General features: G+C 69.0%; 23 protein-coding genes and 2 tRNA genes. 17 read left to right on the plus strand and 8 right to left on the minus strand.

Annotation, left to right across the window (positions count from 1 at the left end; genetic code table 11):
• Positions 1-20 precede the first annotated feature (20 nt).
• Positions 21-689, plus strand: a complete 669-nt coding sequence (locus tag EER34_RS10945; RefSeq protein ID WP_127474758.1) for a response regulator transcription factor — start codon at positions 21-23, stop codon at positions 687-689.
• Positions 690-742: 53 nt separating this feature from the next.
• Here EER34_RS10945 and EER34_RS10950 read toward each other — a convergent pair whose 3' ends face one another.
• Positions 743-1228, minus strand: a complete 486-nt coding sequence (locus tag EER34_RS10950) for a Dps family protein (protein WP_127474760.1) — start codon at positions 1226-1228, stop codon at positions 743-745.
• Positions 1229-1401: 173 nt separating this feature from the next.
• Between EER34_RS10950 and EER34_RS10955 the strand changes: the two genes are divergently transcribed.
• Together EER34_RS10955 and EER34_RS10960 are read left to right on the plus strand one after the other, a co-directional pair.
• On the plus strand, positions 1402-3546 hold the full coding sequence (locus EER34_RS10955; RefSeq protein ID WP_127474761.1) for an acyltransferase family protein: 2145 nt from the start codon (positions 1402-1404) through the stop codon (positions 3544-3546).
• 22 nt (positions 3547-3568) lie between these two features.
• The gene (locus tag EER34_RS10960; protein WP_127474763.1) at positions 3569-4105 is read left to right on the plus strand and encodes a gamma carbonic anhydrase family protein; all 537 of its coding nucleotides are present in this window, start codon (positions 3569-3571) and stop codon (positions 4103-4105) included.
• A gap of 30 nt (positions 4106-4135) precedes the next feature.
• On the opposite strand, the gene EER34_RS10965 is transcribed toward EER34_RS10960, so the two are convergent.
• On the minus strand, positions 4136-5053 hold the full coding sequence (locus EER34_RS10965) for an alpha/beta fold hydrolase (RefSeq protein WP_127474765.1): 918 nt from the start codon (positions 5051-5053) through the stop codon (positions 4136-4138).
• Between the two features lie 125 nt (positions 5054-5178).
• Here EER34_RS10965 and EER34_RS10970 point away from each other — a divergent pair, with 125 nt between their 5' ends.
• Positions 5179-6225, plus strand: coding sequence for a DMT family transporter (locus EER34_RS10970; protein WP_240642284.1), 1047 nt, complete (start codon positions 5179-5181; stop codon positions 6223-6225).
• A gap of 73 nt (positions 6226-6298) precedes the next feature.
• Here EER34_RS10970 and EER34_RS10975 read toward each other — a convergent pair whose 3' ends face one another.
• Both EER34_RS10975 and EER34_RS10980 read right to left on the minus strand, forming a co-directional pair.
• On the minus strand, positions 6299-7729 hold the full coding sequence (locus tag EER34_RS10975) for an LCP family protein (protein WP_420845974.1): 1431 nt from the start codon (positions 7727-7729) through the stop codon (positions 6299-6301).
• 139 nt (positions 7730-7868) lie between these two features.
• Positions 7869-7942: transfer RNA gene (locus EER34_RS10980), tRNA-Gly, on the minus strand.
• 99 nt (positions 7943-8041) lie between these two features.
• Here EER34_RS10980 and EER34_RS10985 point away from each other — a divergent pair.
• The 9 genes from EER34_RS10985 (at position 8042) to EER34_RS11025 (ending at position 15411) form a co-directional block, all read left to right on the plus strand.
• Complete coding sequence (locus EER34_RS10985) at positions 8042-8419, plus strand: nuclear transport factor 2 family protein (protein WP_127474769.1); 378 nt, start codon at positions 8042-8044, stop codon at positions 8417-8419.
• Between the two features lie 102 nt (positions 8420-8521).
• Positions 8522-8595, plus strand: a tRNA-Pro gene (locus EER34_RS10990).
• 81 nt (positions 8596-8676) lie between these two features.
• Positions 8677-10098, plus strand: coding sequence for a trigger factor (tig, locus tag EER34_RS10995; protein WP_127474771.1), 1422 nt, complete (start codon positions 8677-8679; stop codon positions 10096-10098).
• A gap of 70 nt (positions 10099-10168) precedes the next feature.
• Entirely contained in the window at positions 10169-10660 is a 492-nt protein-coding gene (locus EER34_RS11000) for a tetratricopeptide repeat protein (protein ID WP_127474773.1), read from the plus strand.
• A gap of 81 nt (positions 10661-10741) precedes the next feature.
• The gene (locus EER34_RS11005; RefSeq protein ID WP_127474775.1) at positions 10742-11326 is read left to right on the plus strand and encodes an ATP-dependent Clp protease proteolytic subunit; all 585 of its coding nucleotides are present in this window, start codon (positions 10742-10744) and stop codon (positions 11324-11326) included.
• Between the two features lie 32 nt (positions 11327-11358).
• Entirely contained in the window at positions 11359-12075 is a 717-nt protein-coding gene (locus EER34_RS11010; RefSeq protein WP_240642286.1) for an ATP-dependent Clp protease proteolytic subunit, read from the plus strand.
• Between the two features lie 166 nt (positions 12076-12241).
• Positions 12242-13510 (plus strand): ATP-dependent Clp protease ATP-binding subunit ClpX, encoded by a 1269-nt coding sequence (gene clpX, locus EER34_RS11015; protein ID WP_127474777.1) that lies wholly within the window; start codon positions 12242-12244, stop codon positions 13508-13510.
• A 39-nt stretch (positions 13511-13549) separates the two neighbouring features.
• Positions 13550-14665, plus strand: coding sequence for an epoxide hydrolase family protein (locus EER34_RS11020; protein ID WP_127474779.1), 1116 nt, complete (start codon positions 13550-13552; stop codon positions 14663-14665).
• Positions 14662-15411 carry an alpha/beta hydrolase gene (locus EER34_RS11025; RefSeq protein WP_240642287.1) on the plus strand — a complete coding sequence of 250 codons (750 nt, stop codon included), beginning with the start codon at positions 14662-14664 and terminating at the stop codon, positions 15409-15411. The genes EER34_RS11020 and EER34_RS11025 overlap by 4 nt, the downstream gene beginning before the upstream one ends.
• 7 nt (positions 15412-15418) lie before the next feature.
• Here the strand turns inward: EER34_RS11025 and EER34_RS11030 are convergent, their stop codons facing one another.
• Positions 15419-17470 (minus strand): M3 family metallopeptidase, encoded by a 2052-nt coding sequence (locus EER34_RS11030; RefSeq protein WP_127474781.1) that lies wholly within the window; start codon positions 17468-17470, stop codon positions 15419-15421.
• 119 nt (positions 17471-17589) lie between these two features.
• Between EER34_RS11030 and EER34_RS11035 the strand changes: the two genes are divergently transcribed.
• From EER34_RS11035 to EER34_RS11045, 3 genes are read left to right on the plus strand one after another with little or no spacing between them, the layout of a single operon-like run.
• Entirely contained in the window at positions 17590-18228 is a 639-nt protein-coding gene (locus tag EER34_RS11035) for an ArsR/SmtB family transcription factor (protein ID WP_127474783.1), read from the plus strand.
• Positions 18225-18434 (plus strand): hypothetical protein, encoded by a 210-nt coding sequence (locus EER34_RS11040; protein WP_127474785.1) that lies wholly within the window; start codon positions 18225-18227, stop codon positions 18432-18434. The genes EER34_RS11035 and EER34_RS11040 overlap by 4 nt, the downstream gene beginning before the upstream one ends.
• Positions 18431-19807 carry an MFS transporter gene (locus EER34_RS11045; RefSeq protein ID WP_127474787.1) on the plus strand — a complete coding sequence of 459 codons (1377 nt, stop codon included), beginning with the start codon at positions 18431-18433 and terminating at the stop codon, positions 19805-19807. The genes EER34_RS11040 and EER34_RS11045 overlap by 4 nt, the downstream gene beginning before the upstream one ends.
• 9 nt (positions 19808-19816) lie before the next feature.
• Here the strand turns inward: EER34_RS11045 and EER34_RS11050 are convergent, their stop codons facing one another.
• From EER34_RS11050 to EER34_RS11060, 3 genes are all read right to left on the minus strand, one after another.
• Positions 19817-20065: a hypothetical protein gene (locus EER34_RS11050; RefSeq protein WP_127474789.1), complete on the minus strand. Its 249-nt coding sequence runs from the start codon at positions 20063-20065 to the stop codon at positions 19817-19819.
• Between the two features lies 1 nt (position 20066).
• Positions 20067-22646: a valine--tRNA ligase gene (valS, locus tag EER34_RS11055; RefSeq protein WP_127474791.1), complete on the minus strand. Its 2580-nt coding sequence runs from the start codon at positions 22644-22646 to the stop codon at positions 20067-20069.
• A 96-nt stretch (positions 22647-22742) separates the two neighbouring features.
• Complete coding sequence (locus EER34_RS11060) at positions 22743-23402, minus strand: pentapeptide repeat-containing protein (RefSeq protein WP_127474793.1); 660 nt, start codon at positions 23400-23402, stop codon at positions 22743-22745.
• Positions 23403-23549: 147 nt separating this feature from the next.
• Between EER34_RS11060 and EER34_RS11065 the strand changes: the two genes are divergently transcribed.
• A complete protein-coding gene (locus EER34_RS11065; RefSeq protein WP_127474795.1) occupies positions 23550-25157 on the plus strand; it encodes an ABC transporter substrate-binding protein in 1608 nt (535 codons plus the stop codon).
• Positions 25158-25168 lie beyond the last annotated feature (11 nt).

The raw sequence follows: 25168 nt of genomic DNA on the forward strand, positions 1-25168 counted from the left end.
TCGATCAATATGCTGAGGTGATGGCAGGCGACAGCGACTCCCGGCCCGTGCGCGTGGTGCTCATCGAGGACTCGGTGCTGCTGCGTGAAGGTCTCGTGCGGCTGTTCGACGAGGCCGGGTACGTCACGGCCGGCGCATGGGGCGACGCGGACGACATCGTCGAGCGGGTGCAGCACGCGCAGGCGGATGTCGCGATCCTCGACGTCCGGCTCCCTCCGGGGTTCCGCGACGAGGGCATCCGGGCGGCGCTGACACTCCGTTCCGCGCTGCCGAAGGTGGGCATCCTGGTGCTCAGCCAGTACGTGGAGGGCGTGTATGCGCGGGAGCTCCTCGCCGGCGGCGACGGGGGCGTGGGCTACCTCCTGAAAGACCGCGTGACGTCTCTCGAGGAGTTCACCGACGCCGTGCGGCGGGTCCGCGAGCGGGGCACCGTGCTCGATCCGCTGGTCGTGCAGGGGCTCCTCGCGGCCAGACCCGACCCGCTGTCGACCCTCACGCCGCGCGAGCGCGACGTCCTGACGCTCATGGCCGAGGGCCGCAGCAACGCGAGCATCGCGGAGCGGCTCTTCATCGGGGTCGGCGCCGTCGAGAAGAACATCAGCGCGATCTTCGCCAAGCTCGGCCTCGAGGAGTCCGGCACGGAGCACCGTCGCGTTCTCGCGGTCCTCGCCTTCCTGCAGCGGCCGTAGAACGAGGAATGCCCCCGGCGGCGCCGGGGGCATTCCGAGTCGATCGGATCCGATCACTCCGCGAGGTGCGCGAAGAGGAACCAGCGGTCCTTCTCGAGCGACTCCTTGATGCCGATCGCGACGTCCTGGCTGGAGAGGTCGAACTCGTCGAGTCCGTCGATCGCGGCCTGGGTGTCGGCGATCACGGCGTCCATGTCGGCGATCACGTTGCGGATGAGGGCATCCCACTGAGTGAAGCCGGCGGGCACCTCGGTCGTCTTGGTCTTCTCGGCCACGGTGCCGACGCGAGCGTCGACCGGGAGCCCGAGGGCCACGATGCGCTCGGCGGCCTCATCGGCACCGGCCTGCGCGTGGGCGACCACGGAGTCGAGCAGCTCGTGGATCGCGATGAAGTTCGCGCCGCGCACATTCCAGTGGGCCTGCTTGCCGTTGACCGCGAGGGCCTGGAGCCCCAGCACGATGGGGGTGAGGAACTGGGCGCTCGCAGCGGCCACGGTGGGGTCGGCAGCGGTAGCGGGGGTCGTGTTCGTCTTGGTCATGTCGTCGCCTCCATCTTCGGGAGGGGCACCGAGATCGGCGCTCGTCCTCCAGTGGGTGCAACGCTACTCAGCCCCCGTCATTCCGCAAGCAAGACAAGGCTCCGCTAACCGGCGGTGGTCACCACCGGACCTGTCGTACGGGAATGTCCGCCGACACCGGCTAACGTCGATAGGTGCCTTCCGCCGATCACGAGCTCGGACCGCAGAACCTGCGCGAGCCCGCCACCACCGTGACCCGTGAGCCCCGCGACCGCTCGCCCGAGCACGCGGAGCCCTCGCGCTTCATCCCCCACGTGCAGGGTCTGCGCGCGATCGCCGTCCTCGCCGTCGTGCTCTACCACTTCTGGCCAGGCCGCATCACGGGCGGCTACATCGGCGTCGACATCTTCTTCGTCATCTCGGGGTACCTCATCACCGGGCATCTGATGCGCGAGCTCACGGCGACCGGCGGCGTCCGCCTCGGCCAGTTCTGGGCGCGGCGGGCGCGACGCCTGCTGCCGGCATCCCTCCTCGTCCTGCTGTTCTGCGCGCTCGTCGCGATGTCGCCGTACCTCACGCCGACCTCCGCGCTGCCGAACGAGGTCCGCGAGATCCTCGCCTCGACGTTCTACGTCGAGAACTGGTACCTCGCGCTCAACTCGGCCGACTACCTCAACCACTCCGGCGACCCGGCCACGGTGCAGCACTACTGGTCGCTGTCGCTCGAGGAGCAGTTCTACGTGATGTGGCCGCTGCTCATGCTGCTCGCGGCATGGATCGGCGTGAAGTGGTTCCGCGGAGCGCGACGTCGCGCCGTCATCACGACCCTCGCGGTCGTCTCCGTGATCTCGTTCGTGTTCTGCGTGGTCTTCACGATCACGAATCCTGCACCGGCCTACTTCGTCACGTTCGGGCGGATGTGGCAGTTCGGCGTCGGCGCGATGATCGCGCTGATCCCGATGCTGCGGGTGCGCAACGCCCTCGGCAGCTTCGTGCTCGGGTGGGGCGGCATCCTGCTCCTCGTCTACGTCATCTTCACGTTCGACGGTCAGACGCCGTTCCCCGGCTACATGGCGCTGCTGCCCACGCTGGGTGCAGCTGCAGTCATCTCGGCGTCCCACGCCGAGCGCTGGTGGTATCCGACGCGGATCCTCGCGATCCGCCCTGCTCAGTTCGTCGGCGACATCTCGTACTCGCTCTACCTGTGGCACTGGCCGCTGATCATCATCGCGCCGTCCGTGCCCTTCTGGGGGCTGACGATCTACCACCGCGTCGCGCTGCTGGTGCTCTGCTTCGTGCTCGCCTGGCTGACCAAGCGCTTCGTCGAAGACCCCGCCCGCAGCTGGAAGGTCCTCACATCGCGTCCTGCGCGCGTCACCCTGTGGAGTTCGCTCGCGGCCATGCTCGTCGTCGCCGCGGTCGCCTCGACGGCGTGGATCGTCAACGCGCCGGCCTACAACGCGGGCGTGCGCGCCATCGAGCAGCTGCAGCAGGATCCGCCGCCCTGCTTCGGTGCGGCCTCCGTGCTCGACCCCTCCTGCGCGACGGCCGACTTCGGCTCGGAGATCCTGCCGGCTCCCGGCTTCGCAGGAATCGACCGACCGCACGACGAGCAGTGCTTCGTGCAGCTGACCGACTCGCGTCCGGTCTCGTGCACCTTCGGGTCGGATGATCCGGATGCTCCGCGCGTCGCGCTCGTCGGCGACAGCCACGCCTACCAGCTGCTGTCGACCTTCCAGCGCATCGCCGACGAGGAGGGCTGGCAGCTGGTCACCTGGTTCAAGGGCGCGTGTCCCTGGAACAACACCCCGCTGGCCACCCCCGGCGCGTTCGGGGAGGCCTGCACCGAGTGGCGCGAGGGCATGACCTCGGCGATGGCCGACGCCGACCTCGATGCGGTGTTCACTGCGGCGATCGCGACGACGCCCTACTCGTCGGTGGGCTACGGCTCGGAGTACGAGGCAGCGGTCGCCGGATACGTCGACGCGTGGGACGAGATGCTCGACCAGGGCGTGCCCGTGATCACCGTCGTCGACAACCCCGTGTGGGAGACGGACCCGAACAAGTGCCTGCGGACCCGCGACGTCGCCGAGTGCGACGGGCTGCGCTCGGACGTGCTCGTCGCCGAGGACCCGCTGCGGGGCGCGGCGGAGGAGCGCGAAGCCGTCACGCTGCTCGACTTCACCGACGTGTTCTGCGGGTCGGAGACGTGTGCGCCGGTCGTGGGCGGAGCGAACATCTACCGCGACCAGGACCACCTCACGGTCACCTTCGCCGACACGCTGGCGCCGTGGTACGCCACGGCGATCAGGGATCGTCTGGGCCGGCACGGCCAGTAGCGGCGTCGCATAGGGTCGTGCCATGACGATCTCCGAAGACGCCGCGGTCCTCGCCGTCGGCGGCCGCACGCCCGACATCGACCCCAGCGCGTTCGTCGCATCGGGCGCCCGCGTGATCGGCGCGGTCACCCTGGGCGAGGGTGCAAGCGTCTGGTACAACGCGGTGCTGCGCGGCGACAGCGACGCGATCACGGTCGGTGACGGCAGCAACCTGCAGGACAACGTGTCGGTGCACGTGGATGCCGGGCATCCGGTCGTGATCGGACGCGATGTGTCGGTCGGCCACAACGCGGTCGTCCACGGCTGCACGATCGGCGACGGCTCGCTCATCGGCATGGGGAGCGTCGTCCTCTCCGGCGCGGTCATCGGAGACGGATGCCTCGTCGCGGCGGGCGCCGTCGTGCTCGAGGGCACGCTCGTCCCGGCAGGATCGCTGGTCGCCGGCGTCCCCGCCAAGGTGCGTCGCGAGCTGACCGCCGAGGAGCGCGAGGGGATCCTCCGCAACGCGCAGACCTATCGTGCGCATCTCGCTGCCCACGAGACGGCGACGCCCGCGTAACGACGTCCCGGCTCGCGCGTCGAACACGGGTCAAGGGGCGGGGGCGTCGCCCTTCGGAGCCGGGTGGTGCTTGCCGCGATGCACCTCATACAGACGCACGTGGCCGGGCCAGGCCGGATCGTTGACGATCGGCTTGTCGTCCATGAAGAGACGGATGAGGTGCGCCAGCTGGTCGGGATGACTGAAGTTGATCGCGTGGGCGGCCCCCTCGAGGAGGACGACGAGCACGTGGCTGTCCGTCTGGCTCGCGATCTCGTCGACCCGGTGCGCGTGGGGAAGCAGGGGATCGCGTTCGCCGAGCACCACCAGCGTGGGGATCTTCATCTCGAGCAGACGCTTGAGCGACGGGTACTGCGTGAGGGCACGGAAGAGGCGCATGGTGCTGGGCACGCCGAATCGCACGTAGTCGGGCACGGCGACCTTCGCCATCCGGGTGGGCTCGCGTGGAGCATCCTTCCCCAGCTGCCCCATGGCCCGGCGCAGCGGCTGGTTGTAGAGCCCGCCGGCGGGGGAGACCAGCACCGCGCGATCGATGCGCTCGGGGTAGTGGTGGGCGAACTCGATGATGACCGGGCATCCCATCGAATTCCCGACGAGCGTCGCCTTCTCGACACCCCGATCGTCGAGGAAGTCCGCGGTGGCGTGCGCCAGGTCGGGGATGTCGAGCATGTCTCGCCGCTTGCCGCTTCGGCCGAACCCCGGAAGGTCGGGCACGTACGTGTGGAAGTCGTCCGCGAGGCGCTCGGCCGTCGGCAGCAGGTAGCGGCCGGAGAGGCCGAATCCGTGAACGTGCGCCATGACTCGAGCGTCCGCAGGGGGGCGCGGCGACTCGCGGTAGAACACGTCGACGTCGTCGATCCGAGTCCACTTCTCGGCGAGGCTCGACGCGGGGCGTCGCGGCAGCTTGCGCTCTTTCGGCGCTCCCGACGGGGATGTCGGCGTGCTCATCGATGCTCCCTCACGTCCTGCCGGAACCGGCTCCTCTGCCGAATTCTGCACCCCCGGTGGGCCGCGGCGATAGTGCGAAACGGGTGATATCGACCGTCTTCCGTGCACGGGCGATACTGGTCAGTGTGAAGAGTCTCCGTCACGTCGGGGTGCAGGCGGCGATCGCCTCGGCGGTGCTGTTCGGTGCGGGGACGCCGTTTGCGAAGCTGCTGCTCGGAGAAGTGAGCCCGTGGCTGCTCGCCGGGCTCCTCTACACCGGCTCGGGGCTCGGCCTGACGGTGTGGCGACTGATGCGCCGCGCGCCGCGCGTCCGCATCGAGCGTCGCGAGGTGCTGCCGCTCGTCGGCGCCGTGTTCTTCGGTGGAATGGCGGCGCCTGTGCTGCTCATGGTGGGGCTGGCGAACATGCCGGCATCCGGGGCATCCCTGCTTCTGAACGCCGAGGCCGTGTTCACCGCCGCGCTCGCGTGGTTCGTGTTCCACGAGAACGTCGACCGGCGGATCGCCCTGGGCATGGTCGCGATCGTGGCCGGCGCGGTGGTGCTCGGTGTGTCGGCCGATGCCGCGTTCGGATCACCGTGGCCCGCGCTGGCGATCCTCGGCGCCTGCCTGTGCTGGGGGCTCGACAACAACCTCACGCGCATGGTCGCGCTCAACGACGCGACCTGGCTCGCGGCCGTGAAGGGCTCGGTCGCCGGGCCCGTCAACCTCGTGCTCGCATTCCTCCTCGGGGCCACGCTGCCCGTGGCGGGCGTGGTCGCCGGCGCGATGGTGATCGGCCTCTTCGCGTACGGCGTCTCGCTCGCGCTCTTCATCGTGGCGATGCGACACATCGGCACGGCGCGCGCCGGCGCGTACTTCTCGGTCGCACCGTTCTTCGGTGCGCTGATCGCGGTGCTCCTCGGCGAGCCGCTCACGTGGCCGCTTGCGATCGCGGCCGCTCTCATGGCGCTCGGCGTGTGGCTGCATCTCACCGAGCGTCACGAGCACGAGCACACCCACGCGGCTGTCGTACACGACCACTCGCACACGCACGACCTGCACCACGAGCACGAGCACGCGGACGGGATGCCCGTGCCGGCAGGCTCATGGCACCGCCACGAGCACGAGCACGCGCAGGTCACCCACACGCACGAGCACTACCCGGACGCCCACCACCGTCATCGGCACTGATCCCGCCCGCGTTCCGGTCTGCGCCGAGCGCCCCACTGGACGGTCTCGACGACGGGTCTGCGCACCCTGCGCCTCAGCCCTCCGGAGTGGGCGCCGGCGGATGCAGCGTCGACCGCACGAGCTCCTTGATGTACGCCCAGTCCGGCTGGCTCTCGTCGATGCCGCCGTCGGGTGTCAGCTCGATCGTCGCCACCTCCTGCTCCCTGGCCTTCAGCGCGAGGTCGAGGAGCGTGGGGATGAACGAATGCGGCACGTCGGTGCTCACGAGATCGGCACCGGCATCGGCGACCTCCTGGAACCGCGTGAGCACGACCTGCGGGGTGAACTGCGCGAGGATCGCCTGCTGCAGCTCACGCTGGCGTCGCATGCGGTCGAAGTCGCTGGTGGTGTGGCGGGAACGCGCGTACCACTGCGCCGTGTGGCCGTCCATGCGCTGGGTGCCGGGCTCGATCCAGCCTTCGACCCATTCCTCGAACGGTTCGCCGGTGTAGCCCGGTCCGCCGATCGCGAGACGCTCCTTCACGGTGATCTCGACGCCGCCCAGCGCATCTATGAGCGCCTCGAAGGCGTGCATGTCGATCGTCACGTAGTACGGGATCTCGATGCCGAGAATCCCCTCCGCCGCGTCCTTGGTCGCCTCGATGCCCGGTGCCGAGCCGTTTTCGACGGCGTCGGGGTAGAGAAGATTGCCGTCCTGACAGACCTCGACCTCGGTGTTCAGCTGGTTGATGCCGCTTCCCCAGCCGCACGTCGCGTCGGCGTGGCCCTCGTGCCCGTTCGGATACCGGTCCTGCATGGGACCCGCGGCGAAGGGGAAGCCGGGCATGTCACGAGGGAACCCCGTGATGGTCGTCGCCCCCGTCTCGGCATTGACCGACACGACCGAGATGCTGTCGAACCGCCTCGAGTCGCGGCTGCCGCCGCTGTCGGCACCGAGCAGGAGCACGTTGTAGTACCCGTCGGACGGCTCGACGGTCGGACCGCTCGCGCCGAAGATCGCCCCGAGGGTGTCGCGCGTCGCGCCCGCGACGTTCGCCGCGTGCACCGCAGTGCCGCTCGCGACGACGAGCAGGACGACGGATGTCGCGGCGATGCCGAAGCGCGCACGTGTGCCGGTCCTCACCAGGCGGACGAGGCGGAGGGTGTCGATCGTGAGCACCACCCAGAGCACGGCATAGGCGATGAGGAGCCCCTGGGCGAGAAGCAGGACGAACCAGTTCGTCGCGATCGCGAGGAACACCGACCGCCCCAGCAGCGCGGACAGCAGGGCCGCGATCGCGAGTGTCCACATCACGAGCGTCGAGACGACGCCGATGCGTCCGAGCCGACGATTGCCGGCGAGCACCTGCGCCGAGCCGGGAACGAGGAAGTTCAGCACGACGAGCCACCACCCGCGGCGGGTCATCACGGCGCGGGACGAGGCATCCGGATACCGCATCGGCCGCTTCCGAGCGACGGGAGCAGACGACCGAGCGGTAGGGCGTGGCGGGGCCATCGTGCTCACGGCGACTCCTCGGGCCGCGGGTTCTTCTCCTCGGAACCCTCGGTGGACGCAGTCACGCGCCAAGGCTAGGCGCCGAGTCCGGAGGATCCCGGTAGCGGCACGGCGTATCGGCTCGATGGATCGCCGTGGGTCGAATCAGTGGAGGGGATGACGGGAATCGAACCCGCACCATCAGTTTGGAAGACTGAGGCTCTACCATTGAGCTACATCCCCGTGCGCCCGCTGACGGGCACCGACCAATCGTAGTACATGGTGGCCGTCATCCCGCTCCCCACGTCAGCCCCGACGCGCGGCTGACGTAAGGAGCCGATCATGGCACGCACGGGCAAGGACGTCGTCGAGGCGCTGATCGCCACGCTCAACGCGAACGACGTGGCCGGCATGGACGACCTGTTCCATGACGACGCGGTGATGGAGTGGCCCCAATCGGGGGAGCGGATCGTCGGCGCCGACAACAGGCGCGCGATCTACGGCGCATTCCCGCAGCTTCCCAAGATCTCGCCCCGTCGCCTCACGGGCGACGGCGACCTCTGGGTCGCCGAGGCCGATCTCGACTACGGCGACGGCGATCCGTACCAGACCGTGTTCATCTTCGAGCTGCGCGACGGGCGCATCGCGAAGGAGACCGCGTACTGGACGAAGCCGTTCCCGGCTCCCGACTGGCGCGCCCAGTGGGTCGAGCGGATCTAGAGCGTCCCGCAGGGGCTCCCGAGGGTGCGCGCAGGCGACGGCCGGGTGCGTCGGCTAGACTTCTCGGGGCCGAAACGGCGCACGCGTGCGTGCGAACCCGCCCGGGGCGTAGCTCAGCTTGGTAGAGCGCCCGCTTTGGGAGCGGGAGGTCGCAGGTTCAAATCCTGTCGCCCCGACATCACGGCCCCTCACAGAATTCCGACCCAGACCTTCAGCCGCGCATGCGCGCGCGGTCCGATAGAGGAGAACGAACAAGCATGGTGAACAGCACCGTCGAGAAGCTCAGCCCGACCCGGGTGAAGCTGCACATCACGGTCACGCCCGACGAGCTCAAGCCGAGCATCGCCCACGCGTACGAGCACATCGCGCAGGACGTGCAGATCCCCGGCTTCCGCAAGGGCAAGGTCCCCGCGCCGATCATCGATCAGCGCATCGGGCGCACCGCCGTGCTCGAGCACGCCGTGAGCGAGGGTCTCGACACGTTCTACCGCCAGGCCGTCGAGGCCAACGAGCTCCGCGTGCTGGGTCGTCCCAGCGCCGAGGTGACCGAGTGGCCGGCCGAGAAGGACTTCTCGGGCGACCTCAAGGTCGAGGTCGAGGTCGACGTCCGCCCCGAGTTCGAGCTGCCCGCCTTCGAAGGCACCACCGTCGAGGTCGACGCGGTCGAGGTCGACGAGTCGGCCATCGACGCCGAGCTCGACCGTCTCCGCAGCCGTTTCGGCACCCTCGTCACCGTGGACCGCCCCGCGGCCACCGGCGATTTCGTCGAGCTCGACCTGGTCGCCACGATCGACGGCGCCGAGATCGACCGCGCCGAGGGCGTGTCGTACGAGGTCGGCTCCGGCGAGCTCCTCGAAGGCATCGACGAGGCCATCGACTCCCTCACCGCGGGCGAGGACACGACGTTCCGCTCGAAGCTCGTGGGCGGCGACCACGCCGGTGAAGAGGCTGAGGTCGCGGTCGTCGTCAAGGCCGTCAAGGAGCGCGAGCTTCCCGAGGCCGACGACGACTTCGCACAGATCGCGAGCGAGTTCGACACGATCGGCGAACTGCGCGACAGCCTCAAGGACCGCGTCGGCGAGCAGTCCGTGTTCACGCAGGGCTCGGCTGCGCGCGACAAGCTGATCGAGCTGCTGCTCGAGCAGGTCGAGATCCCCGTGCCGCCGCAGCTCATCGAGGACGAGGTGCACAACCACCTCGAGGGCGAAGGCCGTCTCGAGGACGACGTGCACCGCGCCGAGGTGGCCGAGGCCAGCGAGAAGCAGTTCAAGACGCAGATGCTGCTCGACGCGATCGCCGAGAAGGTCAACGTCCAGGTTTCGCAGGACGAGCTCACCCAGTACCTCGTGCAGTCGGCCGCTCAGTACGGCATGGCGCCGCAGGACTTCGTGAACGCGCTGCAGGAGGGCAACCAGCTCCCCGCCATGATCGGCGAGGTCGCGCGCAACAAGGCCCTCGCGGTCGCGCTCGGCAAGGTCACCGTCGTCGACACCAACGGCAAGACCGTCGACCTCACCGGCTTCGTCGCCGTCGAGGACGAAGAAGAGGTCGTCGAGGAGGCGCAGGAGATCGCGGATGCCGCAGCCGACGCCGACGCCGTGATCGAGGCCGAAGAGGCCGAGAAGAAGCCCGCCAAGAAGGCCCCGGCCAAGAAGAAGGCCGCCGCCGACAAGGAGTAGTCGCTGCTCGGCAGCGATCAGGGGACGGATGCCGCGGCATTCGTCCCCTTCTTCATCGAGGAGGACGGACATGACCGACGACTGGAGCACGCGGCTCGCTGCGGCGTGGGCCGATGACGCGCTGGACGACCTGCAGCGGGTGGCTGCGATCGACGTCCTCGCGGCGGAGCTGCCCGAGGGGGACGCGAGGGCGCTGTTCGAGCGGGCAGGGGCGCGCGACTCCGCCGGCATGGAGGGAGAGGCCGAGCCGCTGTATCGCGCGGCTCTCGCCGCCGGACTCGACGACGAGCTCCGCCCGCAGGCGGTGATCCAGCTCGCGAGCACGATCCGCAACCTCGGTGCGCTCGACGAGTCCCTCGCGCTCCTGCGCGCCGAGTACGAGCGCGATCCGCGCTCGCCCCTCCACGACGCCGCGGCCGCCTTCTACGCACTCGCGCTCGTGTCTTCGGGCGACGCCGTGCGCGCGGCATCCATCGCCCTCACCGCGCTCGCGCCGCACCTGCCGCTCTACACGCGTTCGGTCACCGGTTACGCGCGCGAGCTCGTCGACCCGGAGGCTTGATCTGCCCAGGGCGAACACGGGCGGGTCGCCCGTGCCGCGCCGGTAGATTCGTTCTCACGACCAAGGAATCAGGGAGTACAAATGGCCGAACCACTTGTCGCGACGAGCGTCTTCGACAGGCTGCTGAAGGACCGAATCATCTGGCTCGGGTCGGAGGTGCGGGACGACAACGCCAACGAGATCTGCGCGAAGATCCTCCTTCTGGCCGCCGAGGACTCCGAGAAGGACATCTTCCTCTACATCAACTCGCCCGGCGGCTCGATCACGGCCGGAATGGCGATCTACGACACGATGCAGTTCGTGCCGAACGACATCGTGACCGTCGGCATCGGCATGGCGGCGTCGATGGGGCAGCTCCTCCTCACGGCCGGCACCAAGGGCAAGCGCTACATCACGCCCAACGCGCGCGTGCTGCTCCACCAGCCGCACGGCGGCTTCGGCGGCACCGCGAGCGACATCCAGACGCAGGCGCAGCTCATCCTCGACATGAAGAAGCGTCTGGCCGAGATCACCGCCGCGCAGACCGGCAAGACCGTCGAGCAGATCAACGCCGACGGCGACCGCGACCGCTGGTTCCGCGCTGACGAGGCCCTCGAGTACGGCTTCGTCGACCACATCCGCGAGTCCGCAGCCGACGTCATCGGCGGCGGCGGAACCGCGAACTGATCGCACCGAAGGCGAAAGAGAGAGAGCCCGCAATGCAGACCCCCACCTTCGGACCGAGCGGCAATGCCCACTGGGGCTCCGCCCCAGACCCCCGACTCGCTGGCGCGCGCCAGGGGCTCCAGGTGCCCGGCAGCCGCTACGTCCTGCCCCAGTTCGAGGAGCGCACGGCGTACGGCTACAAGCGCCAGGACCCGTACAACAAGCTGTTCGAGGACCGTGTCATCTTCCTGGGCGTCCAGGTCGACGACGCCTCGGCGGACGACGTCATGGCCCAGCTCCTCGTCCTCGAGAGCCAGGACCCCGACCGCGACATCATCATGTACATCAACTCGCCCGGCGGCTCCTTCACGGCCATGACGGCGATCTACGACACGATGCAGTACGTCTCGCCGCAGATCCAGACCGTGGTCCTCGGTCAGGCGGCGTCGGCCGCCGCCGTGCTGCTCGCGGCCGGCGCTCCGGGCAAGCGTCTCGCGCTGCCGAACGCCCGCATCCTGATCCACCAGCCCGCAATGGGCGAGGCGGGGCACGGACAGGCGTCCGACATCGAGATCCAGGCGCAGGAGATCATGCGCATGCGCACCTGGCTCGAGCAGACGCTGTCGAAGCACTCGAACAAGACGCCCGAAGAGGTCAACAAGGACATCGACCGAGACAAGATCCTCTCCTCGGAGGAGGCGGTCACCTACGGCCTCGTCGACCAGGTCCTCACGACACGCAAGCGCACCCCCGCCGCACTGACCAAGTAGAGCGGATGCCGCGAAGCCCCGTCCCCGGATACCCGGGACGGGGCTTCGCTGTCGGCGGACGCGGGTCGTCCACAACGCGTGTCGCAATCCCGCCGCATGTCGCCGCGACCGATTAGGCTCGGAGAACAGCCGGGGGGCTGCCCCCGACGCAACGAGGAGGAGCCTCATGGCACGCATCGGTGAAAGCGCCGACCTGTTCAAGTGCTCCTTCTGCGGAAAGAGTCAGAAGCAGGTGCAGCAGCTGATCGCCGGTCCCGGCGTCTACATCTGCGACGAGTGCGTCGAGCTGTGCAACGAGATCATCGAAGAGCGCATGGCCGAGTCCTCCTCGGGCGTCGTGACCGACTTCGATTTGCCGAAGCCGCGCGAGATCTTCGGTTTCCTCGAGGAGTACGTCGTCGGACAGCACGCCGCGAAGCGGGCGCTCTCGGTCGCGGTGTACAACCACTACAAACGCGTCCGTGCGCACGGCACGATCCAGTCCGCCGAGCAGCGCGCCGACGAGATCGAGATCGCCAAGAGCAACATCCTGCTGCTCGGGCCCACCGGGTGCGGCAAGACCTACCTCGCGCAGACGCTCGCGAAGCGCCTCAACGTCCCCTTCGCGGTGGCCGACGCCACGGCACTGACCGAGGCGGGCTACGTCGGCGAAGACGTCGAGAACATCCTCCTCAAGCTGCTCCAGGCGGCGGACTTCGACACGAAGCGCGCCGAGACGGGCATCATCTACATCGACGAGGTCGACAAGATCGCTCGCAAGGCCGAGAATCCCTCGATCACGCGCGATGTGTCGGGCGAGGGCGTGCAGCAGGCGCTGCTGAAGATCCTCGAGGGCACGGTCGCCTCGGTGCCGCCCCAGGGCGGTCGCAAGCACCCTCACCAGGAGTTCATCCAGATCGACACGACGAACGTCCTGTTCATCGTCGCCGGCGCGTTCGCAGGGCTCGAAGACATCATCTCGTCGCGCGTGGGCAAGCACGGCATCGGGTTCGGTGCCCCGCTGCACAACAAGGGCGACGACCTCAGCCTGTTCAGCGAGGTCCAGCCCGAAGACCTCCACAAGTTCGGTCTCATCCCCGAGTTCATCGGCCGGCTGCCGGTCGTCGCGTCCGTTTCGCCGCTCGATCGCGAGGCGCTCATGGAGATCCTGACCGAGCCGAAGAACGCCCTGGTCAAGCAGTACCAGCGCATGTTCGAGCTCGACGGCGCCACCCTCGAGTTCGACACCGAGGCGCTCGAGGCGATCTCCGACCTCGCCGTCGAGCGCAAGACCGGCGCCCGCGGGCTCCGCGCGATCCTCGAAGACGTGCTCGGTCCGATCATGTTCGAGATCCCGTCCACTGACGATGTCGACAAGGTGATCATCACGCGCGCCGCCGTCGAAGAGGGCGCTCCGCCCACGTTGGTGCTGCGAGAGAAGCGCAAGAGCGCCTGACCTCGACCGGGTGTCCGACCCCGGTCGTAGCGTCGGGGTATGGCTGTCAGATCCTTCCGGCTCGACGTCGCCGATGAGGTCCTGCAGGACCTGACGGATCGGCTGGCCCGCACGCGGCTCCTGCCCGACTCGCCTCATCGTCCTCCCTCGGGAATGACCGCTTCGTATCTCGCAGAACTCGTGTCGTCGTGGCGCGCGTTCGACTGGCGCGACCGGGAACGCTGGCTCAACAGTCATCCGCAGTTCACCGCGGCGATCGGCGACGCGACCGTCCACTTCGCCCATCTGCGCTCCGAGCGCACCGACGCCCCTGCCCTCGTGGTCATGCACGGCTGGCCGCACACGTTCGCGCTGCAGCTCGACTTCGCCGACCTGCTGCCCGACTTCGACGTCGTCGTGCCGAGCTTCCCGGGATTCGCCTTCTCGACGCCGTACGCCGACGGCCTCGTGACGGAGCAGCGACTGGCAGACACCGTGCACGCGCTGATGACCGAGGTGCTCGGGTACGAGCGGTACATGACCTACGGCGAGGATGTCTCGGCGAACGTCAACGATCTGCTGGCGTCCCAGCATCCCGATCGGATCATCGGCATCGTCGCGACGCACGCGCACTTCCCGTCCCAGGAGGAGCGTCGGCAGCTGACTGCTCCCGACGAGGTGGCCTTCTTCGCACGGCTCGCCGCCGACCACGGACCCGAGGGCGCTTACGGCCACGTGCAGGCGACCCGGCCCGACACGCTGGCGACGGCGCTCAACGACTCGCCCGCGGGACTGCTCGCGTGGCTGGCCGAGAAGCTCGTCGAGTGGAGCGACACTCCCCGGGGGGATCCGGCAGCGGTCGAGCGGCGGATCGCGCGGGAGCGGATCCTCACCGAGGCGATGATCTACTGGGTCACCCAGAGCATCGCGACGTCGTTCCGGCCGTACTACGAAGGCGCCGACCAGCCCGATGCGATCCCGCCGGTGGAAGTGCCGGCCGCGGTCTTCATCCAGCGACACGAGGGCGACTATCCCGAGTCGCTCGCGCGTTCGTTCTACCGAGACCTGCGGACATTCGAGCGCCTCGACGAGGGCGGCCACTTCGCGGTCGCCGAGGTTCCTGAGGTCATGGCCGATCGCGTCCGCGCGTTCGCGAGAAAGATAGGTGCATTGTGATCGAGATCGAGGAGTCCACGCCGGCCGAGACGGTGACGTTCATCCTCGTGCCGGGGTTCTGGCTCGGCGGGTGGGCATGGGATGCCGTCACCGAGCGGCTGCGCGACGACGGGTTCGTCGTCGACCCCGTCACCCTTCCCGGGGTAGAGCCCGAGGCGTCTGCGGCCGTACAGGTCACTCTCGACGACCAGATCGCCGCCGTGGTGGCCGCCGTCCGTCGTGCCGACGACCGCGCCATCCTCGTCGGGCACAGCGGAGCCGGCGCAGTCGTCTCCGGCGCGGCCGATATCGCCCATGGGCAGATCGAGCAGCTCGTCTTCGTCGACAGCGGGCCGATGCCCGACGGGTTCGTCGCATCGCCCGACCTTCCCGACCACATCGCCGCGCTCGACCTGCCGCCGTGGGACGAGCTCGAGCAGGGCGGCTCGAGCCTCGCGGGCCTCGATGCGGAAGACCTGGCGCGATTCCGCGACCGTGCGGTGCCGCATCCGGCAGCGCCGACGCGTGAACCGCTCACGTTGCGCGACGACGCCCGCCACCGCCTGCCGGTCACGCTCGTGTGTGCGAGCTACTCCTCGGAACAGGTGCGAGAGATGTCGGAGGCGGGGCATCCGTGGTTCCAGGAGCTCTCGCAGTTCGACAGCGTTCAGCTCATCGACCTCGAGACCGGGCACTGGCCGATGTGGTCGCGGCCGGACGACCTCGCCGCCGAGCTGCGCACGATCGCGTCGCGCGCAGCCCGGTAGGCAGACCTCAGGCGACCAGGCCCCGACGCTCGAGGAGTGGACGGATGTCGGCATCCCTCCCGCGGAAGTCGCGGTAGGCCTCGAGAGGATCCTTCGACCCGCCGACGCCGAGCAGTCGCCCGCGGAAGCGGTCGCCGTTCTCGCGGGTCAGCCCGCCGTTCTCGCGGAACCACTCGACGGTGTCGGCGTCGAGCACCTCGCTCCAGATATAGGAGTAGTACCCGGCGCTGTAGCCGCCGGAGAAGACGTGCGCGAAGTACGTCGACGAGTAGCGCGTGGGCACGGCGGGGTTGTCGAGCCCGATCTCGGCGAGGGCGGATGCCTCGAACGCCGCCACGTCGATGTCGCCGGCCGCCTGCGCCTCGGTGAGGGAGTGCCACGCCTGATCGAGCCACGACGCCGCGAGGTACTCGCTCGTGGCGAACCCCTGGTTGAACGCCTCCGAGGCGTGCAGCTTCTCGACGACGTCGGCGGGCAGAGACTCGCCGGTGTCGACGTGGCGGGCGTAGGCATCGAGGATCTCGGGCCAGTAGATCCACATCTCGTTGACCTGGCTGGGGAACTCGACGAAGTCGCGGAAGACGTTGGTTCCGGCGAAGTGCGGATACGTGACGGTCGCGAACAGACCGTGCAGCGCGTGCCCGAACTCGTGGAACAGCGTCGTGACCTCGTCGAGTGTGAGCAGCGTCGGCTTTCCGGGCGCCGGCTTGGGCACGTTCAGATTGTTGACGACGATCGGGCGCGTGGCACGGAGCAGCGACTGCGACACGATGGAGTTCATCCATGCCCCGCCGCGCTTGGTGTCGCGCGTGTAGAGGTCGAGGATGAACAGCCCGAGCTCAGAGCCGTCCGCGTTGTGCAGCTCGAACACGCGGGCGTCGGGGTGGTAGGCGGGGATGTCGGACCGCTCGGTGAAGGTGACTCCGTAGAGGTCGGTCGCGGCGCGGAACACCCCGTCCTGCAGTACGCGCTCGGCCTCGAACCAGGGGCGCAGCGCGCTGCGGTCGAGGTCGTACTCCGCCGCGCGCACCTTCTCGGTGTAGAACGCCCAGTCGTGGGCCTCGAGCGCGAACGGCTGGGCTTCGGCGTCGATGATCGCCTGCAGCGCGGCCTGCTCTCGTTCCGCGTTGCGCGCGGCGGGCACGGCGAGTCGGCGGAGAAGGTCGTGCACGGCCTCGGGCGAGCCCGCGGTCTCGTCTGACGTGATGTACGCCGCGTGCGTGTCGTAGCCGAGGAGAGCGGCGCGCTCGGCTCGCAGCCGGACGATCTCGAGCAGCACGGAGCGGTTGTCGTGCGCGTTGCCGCGCGATCCGCGGGATCGCGAGGCATCCAGGATCCGCTTGCGGCTGTCGCGGTTCGTGAGCGACGCGAGATACGGATGCCCGGTGAACAGCGTGAGCGTGACGACCCAGGAGCCGTCGAGCCCACGGTCGGCCGCTGCCTGCGCGGCGGCCGACAGCTCGCCTTCGGTCAGCCCGTCGAGCTCTTCGACGGTGTCGAACACGATGGCCAGGTCGTTCGTGTCGTTCAGGAGGTTCTTCTCGAACGCGGTGGTCAGGGTCGACAGGCGCTGGTTGAGCGCGGTGAGACGCGTCTTCGCGTCGTCGTCGAGTCCGGCGCCGGCGTGCGACATCTCGCGGTAGTGGCGCTCGACGAGATAGCGCTGCTCGGGGTCGAGGTCGAGGCCGTCGAGCTGCTCGTGCACGGTCTTGATGCGCCAGTAGAGCTGAGCGTCGAGCTGGATCGAGTCCTCGTGCGCCGACATCAGCGGGGCGAGCTCCTCTTCGATCGCCTGGATCTCGGGGGTCGCGTCGGCGGAGGACACGGTGTAGAAGGTGCGGGCGACGTCGCCGAGCAGCTTCCCGCTCTCCTCGAGCGGCACGAGGGTGTTCTCGAACGTCGGCATCGACCTCACGCGAGTGATGTTCGAGATCTCTCGGGAGTGCTCGTCGAACGCGGCGCGGAAAGCCGGGAGGTAGTGCTCGGGGCGGATGACGGTGTAGTCGGGGAGGCCGTAGGGGAGAGGTGCGGGGGACAGCAGCGGGTTGTCGTTCGGCATGGCGTCCAGCCTAGTCACGCAGACGGGAATGCCGAGATGTGTTTGCAAACAAGAGTTTGCAAACACATCGTTGCAAAGAAGTGCTTGCAAAGAAGTCTTTGCATAGCTAATCTAGTGCCATGGCAGAGAACGAGACCGACGATCAGGCGGATGCGCTCGCCCGCGCAGAGCAGCGTCACAACGAGGACCGCGTCCTCGACTCGGGCGCGCTGCGGGCGCTCGCGCACCCGTTGCGCGTCAAGATCTACGACATCCTCAGCCAGTACGGACCGCAGACGGCGAGCTCGCTCGCCGAGCGACTGGGGGAGTCCAGCGGATCCACCAGCTACCATCTGCGGGCGCTCGCCAAGCACGACCTCATCCGTGAGGCCGAGGATCGCGGCACGGGGCGCGAGCGCTGGTGGGAGCGCCCCATCGGCGGCGTGTCGTTCGCCAATCCCGACGCCATGACCACGCCCGCCGGCCGCGCCGCGACTCAGGTCGTCATGACCGAGTTCCTGCGCAACCGCAACGAGCAGCTGCTCGACTTCGTCAACCGGGGCATCGGCGGCGAGGACGAGATCTGGCAGGAGGGGACCTTGATCTCCACGGCCACGGCGCGACTCACACCCGAGCAGAGCAAGGAGCTCGCTCTCAAGATCATGGCCCTGATCGACGAGGCCGTGGACAACTACCGCAATCAGACCGGCGAGGACGTCCGGCCCGTCACCATCCGGGCCGACCTGTTCCCGCTTCCCCAGCTAGGAGGACAGTCATGACCGCTCTCACCGCACCTCGCGCCGTCGTCCGCACCACCGGCTTCGAGCGGATGCTTCTTACGACCGCCGCCGGCATCGATCGCTTCGTGGCCACGCGCCTGGAGCGTCGCGCCGCGGCCGTCCGTCCTGTCGCCGCGCAGTCCGCCGCCGGTGAGGCACGCTCCGACGCACTCGCGATGGGCTCCGTCGGGATGCTTCCACGATGACCGACACGATCGACGCCGTGGACGCGGCGGAGGGGGCCGGGCGCAAGGGTCGGCCCCCTCTCGGCCGTGACTTCGGGAAGCTGTGGACGGCCGCGGCATTCAGCAACCTCGCCGACGGAGTCGGCCGGGTGGCCGTGCCGCTGATCGCGACCACGCTCACGCGTGATCCGCTCGCCATCGCGGCCCTCGGTGCCCTCGCCTTCGTTCCCTGGCTCGTCTTCGGGCTGCCGGCGGGCATGATCGTCGACCGCTACGACCGCCGCCGGATCATGGCGGTCGCGAATGCGCTGCGCGGCCTCGCGGCTGTCGGACTCGCGGTGCTGACCGTAACGGGCAGCCTCGACATCTGGTGGCTGTTCGCTGCGACCCTCGTCTTCGGCCTGGGCGAGACGCTCTTCGACAACGCCACCAACGCCATCATCCCCTCGCTCGTCGGGCGCCGCTCGCTCGACCGTGCCAACGGGTTCCTTCAGGCCGCGCAGATCACCATCGACAACTTCATCGCCACGCCGATCGGCGGCGTGCTGTTCGCGGTCTCGCTGGCGCTTCCCCTGTGGGTGGGCGCCGCGGGATACCTCATCCCGATCGTCCTCGCGGTGATGCTGCCCCTGTCCGCGGCCCGTCCGCTTCGCGATGCACCGGCGGCGCAGCGTCAGGACGCGCCCGAGCCGGCCGCGGCAGTCGCGGCCGGAGAGCCCCTCGCCGCTGCGGAGACTCCTGCTGAGATGGCCGCGGAGGCCGCCGCTGTCGCCGCTTCGCCGGTCGGCTCGACGACGGCGCGCGAGGCGATCTCGTACCTCTGGAACCACCGGTTCCTGCGCTCGATGGTGGTCTTCACGTCGATCGTCGGATCGGCGTTCTCGTTCGCACAGGCACCGACGATCCTCTACTTCCTCGACGAGCTCGCCGTCGCCCCTGCGGCGATCGGACTCGTCACCGCGGGCATCGGTCTCGGCGCGCTCGCGGGCTCGCTGATCGCGTCGTCACTCGTCACCCGGTTCGGCCGTGGCCGCGTGATGCTCGGTGCGAACATCGTGGCCGCGGCATCCCTCGTCGGCGTCTGGGCTGCCCCCGAAGTCGTCACGGGGGTGATCGCCTACGGCCTCATGGCGTGCGCGGTCTCGGTGTGGAACGTGCCGTGGGGTGCGCTTCGCCAGGCGATCGTTCCGGGCCATCTGTTCGGTCGCGTGCTCGGCATCATCCGCACGTTCACATGGGGGCTCTTCCCGTTCGCGACGCTGCTCGGCGGTCTCGTCGCCCGCTACGACCTGCGGCTGCCGTTCGTCATCGCCGGCGCCGTGACGCTCGTGACCGCGCTCCTCGGCGCACGGCTGCTGCTCGAGGCGTCGAAGCACGACGCACCCGAGGAGTGACGCAGATCGCTATGCGAACCCGTCCGCGGGATCGTGCCGGACGACCGGCTCGCCATCGTCGTCGAGCGACACGATCACGCCCGTGTCGAGTTCGGCGATCGGCTTGCCCTCGAGCCATGTGAGTGTCCACCGCGGGCGCGGCTGGCCCAGCTCGTCGCCGGGAATCGCCTCGTCGACGGAGCGGATGCCGCGCCTCAGCGCCTCGGGTACGGCTTTCGGCGCCTCGTCTCCGGACGTCCAGCGCGTTCCGAGCTGCATGTCAGATCTCCTGCGGTGCGAGCTCGATGTCGGTGACCGCGAGGTCGTCCGCATCGGCGTACACGATCTCGGCGATGCGACCGACGGCCTTCAGGTCGCCCTCGGCGAGTCGCACGGCCGCGATGGATGCCGCGGGTCCGGCGATCGTCGCGCGCGTCACGTGCGTCTTCTGCGAGGCCTTGGCCTCGGTCTTGGCGCGGCGGATGCCGATGAGCGCCTCTCCCACGACGGTCAGCACGCCGGGGTCGCCGTCGATATCCAGCGGCTCCGGCCAGGGGGCGGCGTGCACCGAGCCGTCGTTGAACCACGACCAGGACTCCTCGGTCGCGAACGAGATCACCGGGGCGAAGAGGCGCAGCAGGGTCGACAGGGCGGTCCGCAGGGCCAGGGCTGCGGAAGCCTGCCCGACGTCGGTCTGGTCGTACGCGCGCTCCTTGACGAGTTCGAGATAGTCGTCGCAGAAGGTCCAGAAGAACGACTCGGCGACCTCGAGAGCGCGGGCGTGATCGTACGTCTCCAGCGCCTTCGTGGCGTCGCGAACGACGCCGTCCAGCGTCGCGAGCATCGAGGCATCCAGTGCGTGCGTGATCTGCGCGCCCTCGGGAACGGGGAACGACAGCACGAACTTGGCCGCGTTGAGCACCTTGATCGCGAGGCGCCGGCCGATCTTGATCTGGGTCGGGTTCTGCGGGTCGAACGCCGCGTCCGTGCCGAGGCGGCTGGACGCCGCCCAGTAGCGGACGGCGTCCGAGCCGTGCTGGGCGAGGATGTCGGCGGGCGTGACGACGTTGCCCTTCGACTTCGACATCTTCTTGCGGTCGGGGTCGACGATGAAGCCCGAGATCGCGGCATCCGTCCACGGCGCGCGGCCGTCCTCGAGGGCGCTGCGGAGCATCGTCGAGAACAGCCAGGTGCGGATGATGTCCTGGCCCTGCGGACGGACGTCGAAGGGGGCGACGAGGTTCCAGAGCTCCGGATCGCGCTCCCAGCCGCCGGCGAGCTGCGGCGTGAGCGACGAGGTCGCCCACGTGTCGAAGATGTCCTTCTCGCCGTCGAAGCCGCCGGGCACGCCGCGCTGGTCCGCGGTGTAGCCCGCGGGGACGTCGGTCGTCGGGTCGACCGGGAGCGCCGCGACGTCGGGGGTGAGCACCCGCGCGTAGTCGCGGTCGCCGTTCTCGTCGAGGCCGTACCAGACCGGGATCGGCACGCCGAAGAAGCGCTGGCGGGAGACGAGCCAGTCGCCGGTCAGTCCGTTGGTCCAGTTCTCGTAGCGCACGCGCATGAAGTCGGGATGCCACGACACCTCGCGACCGAGCGCGATGAGCTTCTCGCGCAGCGCTTCGTCGCGGGCGCCGTTGCGGAGGTACCACTGGCGGGTGGAGACGATCTCGAGCGGACGGTCGCCCTTCTCGAAGAACTTCACGGCGTGCGTGAAGGGCTTCGGGTCGCCTTCCATCTCGCCGGATTCCTGAAGCAGCTCGACGACGCGCTTCTTGGCGCTGAACACCGTCTTGCCGGCCAGTTCGGCGTAGGCAGCCTTCGCGGCATCCGTCACGATCACGTCGGGAGCCTCGTCGATCACGCGACCGTCCTGCCCGAGGATCGTGCGGTTGGGCAGATCGAGCTCACGCCACCAGATGATGTCGGTCACGTCGCCGAAGGTGCAGATCATGGCGATGCCCGAGCCCTTGTCCTGCTGCGCGAGGGGGTGGGCGAGCACCGGAACCTCGACGTCGAACAGCGGCGTGCGCACGGTGGTGCCGAACAGCGGCTGGTAGCGCTCGTCGTCCGGGTGCGCCACGAGCGCCACGCACGCCGGGAGCAGCTCGGGACGCGTGGTCTCGATGTGCACGTCGCCCGAGCCGTCGGCCTTGTGGAACGCGACGCGGTGGTAGGCGGCGGGCTGGTCGCGGTCCTCGAGCTCGGCCTGTGCGATCGCCGATCGGAAGTCGATGTCCCACAGCGTGGGCGCCATGGCCTGGTATGCCTCGTCGCGCTCGAGGTTGCGCAGGAACGCGAGCTGGCTGGTGCGCATGGTCTCGTCCGAGATCGTGCGGTAGGTCTGGGTCCAGTCGACGCTGAGACCCAGGGCGCGCCAGAGCGCCTCGAAGTGCTTCTCGTCCTCGACGGTGAGCTTCTCGCAGAGCTCGATGAAGTTGCGGCGGCTCACCGGCACCTGATCGGCGGCGCGGCTGCTCTTGTTGTCGCCGCCCTCGTACGGAGGCGCGAAGTCCGCGTCGTACGACAGCGTCGGGTCGCAGCGCACGCCGTAGTAGTTCTGCACGCGGCGCTCCGTCGGCAGGCCGTTGTCGTCCCAGCCCATCGGGTAGAAGACCGTCTTGCCGCGCATGCGCTCGAAGCGCACCTTGACGTCGGTGTGCGTGTAGCTGAACACGTGGCCGATGTGGAGACTGCCCGACGCGGTCGGCGGGGGAGTATCGACCGAGAAGATGCCGGCGCGGCCGACCTCGGCGGCGCGGAGACGGTCGAACAGGTACGTGCCCTGCTCGGTCCAGGCGGCATCCCACTTGCTCTCGAGGCCCTCGAGGGCGGGCTTGTCGGGAATCTGCGCATCGGCCATAGGGTCTCCTCGATCGATATGTACGGCACTGTGTGAGCGTGCCTGAGTGTGGGATGTCCGACGATTCTACCGGCTCGACCGGACCCCTCCGCGGCGTCAGTCCTGTACGTCGATGCCGAGTGCGACGGCGAACGCCGACGAGAGCTGCTCCACCTGCGGGGGACTGAGCGTCGCTCCGCGCAAGGACGACACATCGAGGTACGACGCGGCTTCGAGTCCGCGGAGGTCGAGGCTGTCGGCGCGCATTCCGCGTGTGTCGACCTCGTCGGCGCGCGTGTTCTCGAAGCGCACTCGCTTCGCGATCGCCTGCGGCATGTCGAGTGTCGTGATGGTGCAGTCGGCGATGAGGAGGTCTTCGATCTTCGCCGCGCCGAGCGAGAGATAGTCGATGCGGATGCCGCGCAGCTCGACTTCGTCGACACCGGCGGTCGCCAGGTCGAGGGTGCCGAGGCGTCCACCCGTGATGCGCACCCTGCGGAGCCGCGCATCGCGAGCGGTCACCGTCGTCGCGCGCAGCTCGTCGATCGCCACGTCGACGAGGGTCGCTCCGCTGAGGTCGAGGCGGTCTACGGATGCCGGGGACACCGAGCACTCGGTCAGCGCGCTGTGCGCGGCATCCGTCGCTTCTGCCAGCGCGGTGATCCGGACCTGGAAGCAGTCCGCGCCGGCGTCGAGCCCCTCGACGTCGGTCAACGCGCGCGGAAGATCGGGTGCGCCGAGACGCGGCGGCTGGGGATGCTGCGGTCGGCGGGCCATCCGACGACCGTATCGTCCGGGCCCGACGTCCCGGCTGGGCAGGGGCCGACACGGCGGGAATGCCGCAGGCGGGATGGGCGTTGATCGACTGCGTCCAGAAACGGGATAGCCTAGAAGCTTCCCCATCGCACTTCTCCGAGGTTCTGCATGCCCGCCAACTCCCTGCGCCGTCTCGTTCCGGTCGCCGCCCTTTCCGTCGTCGCCGCCCTCGCCGTGAGCGGATGCGCGCCGGCGACCTCCGAGTCGGGGACCGAGGTGGTGTGGGCGATCGAGGGGGCGAACCTCTCCGCCGGTCACATGGACCCGCAGACGAGCCAGCTCGACGTCTCGGCCATGGTCCAGCGTGCCGTGCTCGACTCGCTCGTGTTCCAGGAGGCGGACGGGACGTTCTCGCCGTGGCTGGCGGAGGAGTGGGAGATCGAGGACGACGGCGCCGCCTACGTCTTCACCCTGCGCGACGACGTCACCTTCCACGACGGCGAGCCTTTCGACGCGGCCGCGGTCAAGGCGAACTTCGACCGCATCGCCGACCCCGAGACGGCGTCGGCACAGGCTGCCAGCATGCTCGGCGGCGATTTCTACGCCGGTACGGAGGTCGTCGACGAGCACACCGTGCGCGTGTCGTTCACGCAGCCCTACTCGCCGTTCCTCCAAGCCGCCAGCACCGCGCTGCTCGGGTTCTACTCGCCCGCCGTGCTGGAGTCGTCCGCCGACGAGCTCAAGGCCGGCGGACCCGGGATCACCGTGGGAACCGGTCCGTTCGAGCTGACCGACTACACGCCCGATCAGGAGATCGTCTACACCCGCAACGACGACTACGAGTGGGGACCGAACGGCTCGGGTGCTCCGGCATTCGAGACGCTGCGCGTCGACATCCTGCCCGAGGCCTCCGTGCGCGTGGGCGTCGTCGAGAGCGGCGAGGCGGACCTCGCCAGCAACCTTCCGCCGAACCTGGCCGCCGACCTGTCCGACCCGCTCACGGTCGACTCCATCGAGTATCCCGGCCTGCCCTACTCGCTCTACCTCAATGAGAAGTACGGCGTCTTCGCCGATCAGCGGGTGCGTGAGGCGTTCTCCCGCGCGATCGACATCGACACCGCCGTCGAGGAGATCTTCTTCGGACAGTTCCCGCGCGCATGGTCGATCCTCGGCTCGACGACGCCGACCTACGACTCGTCGCTCGAGGGCACGTGGGCGTTCGACCCCGATGTGGCGAACGATCTTCTCGACGCCGCGGGCTGGACCGAGCGCGACTCGGAGGGCTTCCGCACGAAGGGTGGAGAGCGTCTCTCGGCACGATGGATCGCCTGGACGCCGGTGCCCGACGATCGCGCCGCGATGGCGAACGCGATCCAGTCCGACCTCAAGGCCGTCGGCTTCGAACTCGTCCGCGAGGTGCTCGAGCCGGGCGCCTACAACGAGCAGTACGGACCGAAGACGTTCGATCTGACGGACTGGGGCTTCTCGGGCGTCGACCCCGACCTGCTGCGCAGCCACCTGCACACCGACGGGTTCCAGAACGCGTCCCAGGTGAGCGACCCGGAGGTCGATGCGCTCCTCGAGCAGGGGGTCGCGACGGCCGATGCGGATGCGCGCTCCGACATCTACTCCTCGGTGCAGGAATGGAACGCGGATCACGTCGCGATCGTGCCGCTCTACAGCCCCGCGCTCATCACCGCAGTCGGGGAGGCCGTCTCGGGCCTCGCCTACGATCTGTACGGGCGCCCGCTCTTCTACGACGTCAGCATCGACTGACCCGGCGCCTT

It is taken from the genome of Microbacterium sulfonylureivorans, assembly GCF_003999995.1.
Classification (GTDB): Bacteria; Actinomycetota; Actinomycetes; order Actinomycetales; family Microbacteriaceae; genus Microbacterium; species Microbacterium sulfonylureivorans.

Coding starts and splice junctions, on each gene's coding strand:
- EER34_RS10950 (WP_127474760.1), bottom strand. CDS start 1,228: ATGACCAAGACGAACACGACCCCCGCTACCGCTGCCGACCCCACCGTG.
- EER34_RS10960 (WP_127474763.1), top strand. CDS start 3,569: ATGACGATCTCCGAAGACGCCGCGGTCCTCGCCGTCGGCGGCCGCACG.
- EER34_RS10965 (WP_127474765.1), bottom strand. CDS start 5,053: ATGAGCACGCCGACATCCCCGTCGGGAGCGCCGAAAGAGCGCAAGCTG.
- EER34_RS11010 (WP_240642286.1), top strand. CDS start 11,359: ATGCAGACCCCCACCTTCGGACCGAGCGGCAATGCCCACTGGGGCTCC.
- EER34_RS11000 (WP_127474773.1), top strand. CDS start 10,169: ATGACCGACGACTGGAGCACGCGGCTCGCTGCGGCGTGGGCCGATGAC.
- EER34_RS11060 (WP_127474793.1), bottom strand. CDS start 23,402: ATGGCCCGCCGACCGCAGCATCCCCAGCCGCCGCGTCTCGGCGCACCC.
- EER34_RS10985 (WP_127474769.1), top strand. CDS start 8,042: ATGGCACGCACGGGCAAGGACGTCGTCGAGGCGCTGATCGCCACGCTC.
- valS (WP_127474791.1), bottom strand. CDS start 22,646: ATGGCCGATGCGCAGATTCCCGACAAGCCCGCCCTCGAGGGCCTCGAG.
- EER34_RS11040 (WP_127474785.1), top strand. CDS start 18,225: ATGACCGCTCTCACCGCACCTCGCGCCGTCGTCCGCACCACCGGCTTC.
- EER34_RS11030 (WP_127474781.1), bottom strand. CDS start 17,470: ATGCCGAACGACAACCCGCTGCTGTCCCCCGCACCTCTCCCCTACGGC.
- EER34_RS11005 (WP_127474775.1), top strand. CDS start 10,742: ATGGCCGAACCACTTGTCGCGACGAGCGTCTTCGACAGGCTGCTGAAG.
- EER34_RS10945 (WP_127474758.1), top strand. CDS start 21: ATGGCAGGCGACAGCGACTCCCGGCCCGTGCGCGTGGTGCTCATCGAG.
- tig (WP_127474771.1), top strand. CDS start 8,677: ATGGTGAACAGCACCGTCGAGAAGCTCAGCCCGACCCGGGTGAAGCTG.
- EER34_RS11050 (WP_127474789.1), bottom strand. CDS start 20,065: ATGCAGCTCGGAACGCGCTGGACGTCCGGAGACGAGGCGCCGAAAGCC.
- EER34_RS11045 (WP_127474787.1), top strand. CDS start 18,431: ATGACCGACACGATCGACGCCGTGGACGCGGCGGAGGGGGCCGGGCGC.
- EER34_RS11065 (WP_127474795.1), top strand. CDS start 23,550: ATGCCCGCCAACTCCCTGCGCCGTCTCGTTCCGGTCGCCGCCCTTTCC.
- clpX (WP_127474777.1), top strand. CDS start 12,242: ATGGCACGCATCGGTGAAAGCGCCGACCTGTTCAAGTGCTCCTTCTGC.
- EER34_RS11020 (WP_127474779.1), top strand. CDS start 13,550: ATGGCTGTCAGATCCTTCCGGCTCGACGTCGCCGATGAGGTCCTGCAG.
- EER34_RS11035 (WP_127474783.1), top strand. CDS start 17,590: ATGGCAGAGAACGAGACCGACGATCAGGCGGATGCGCTCGCCCGCGCA.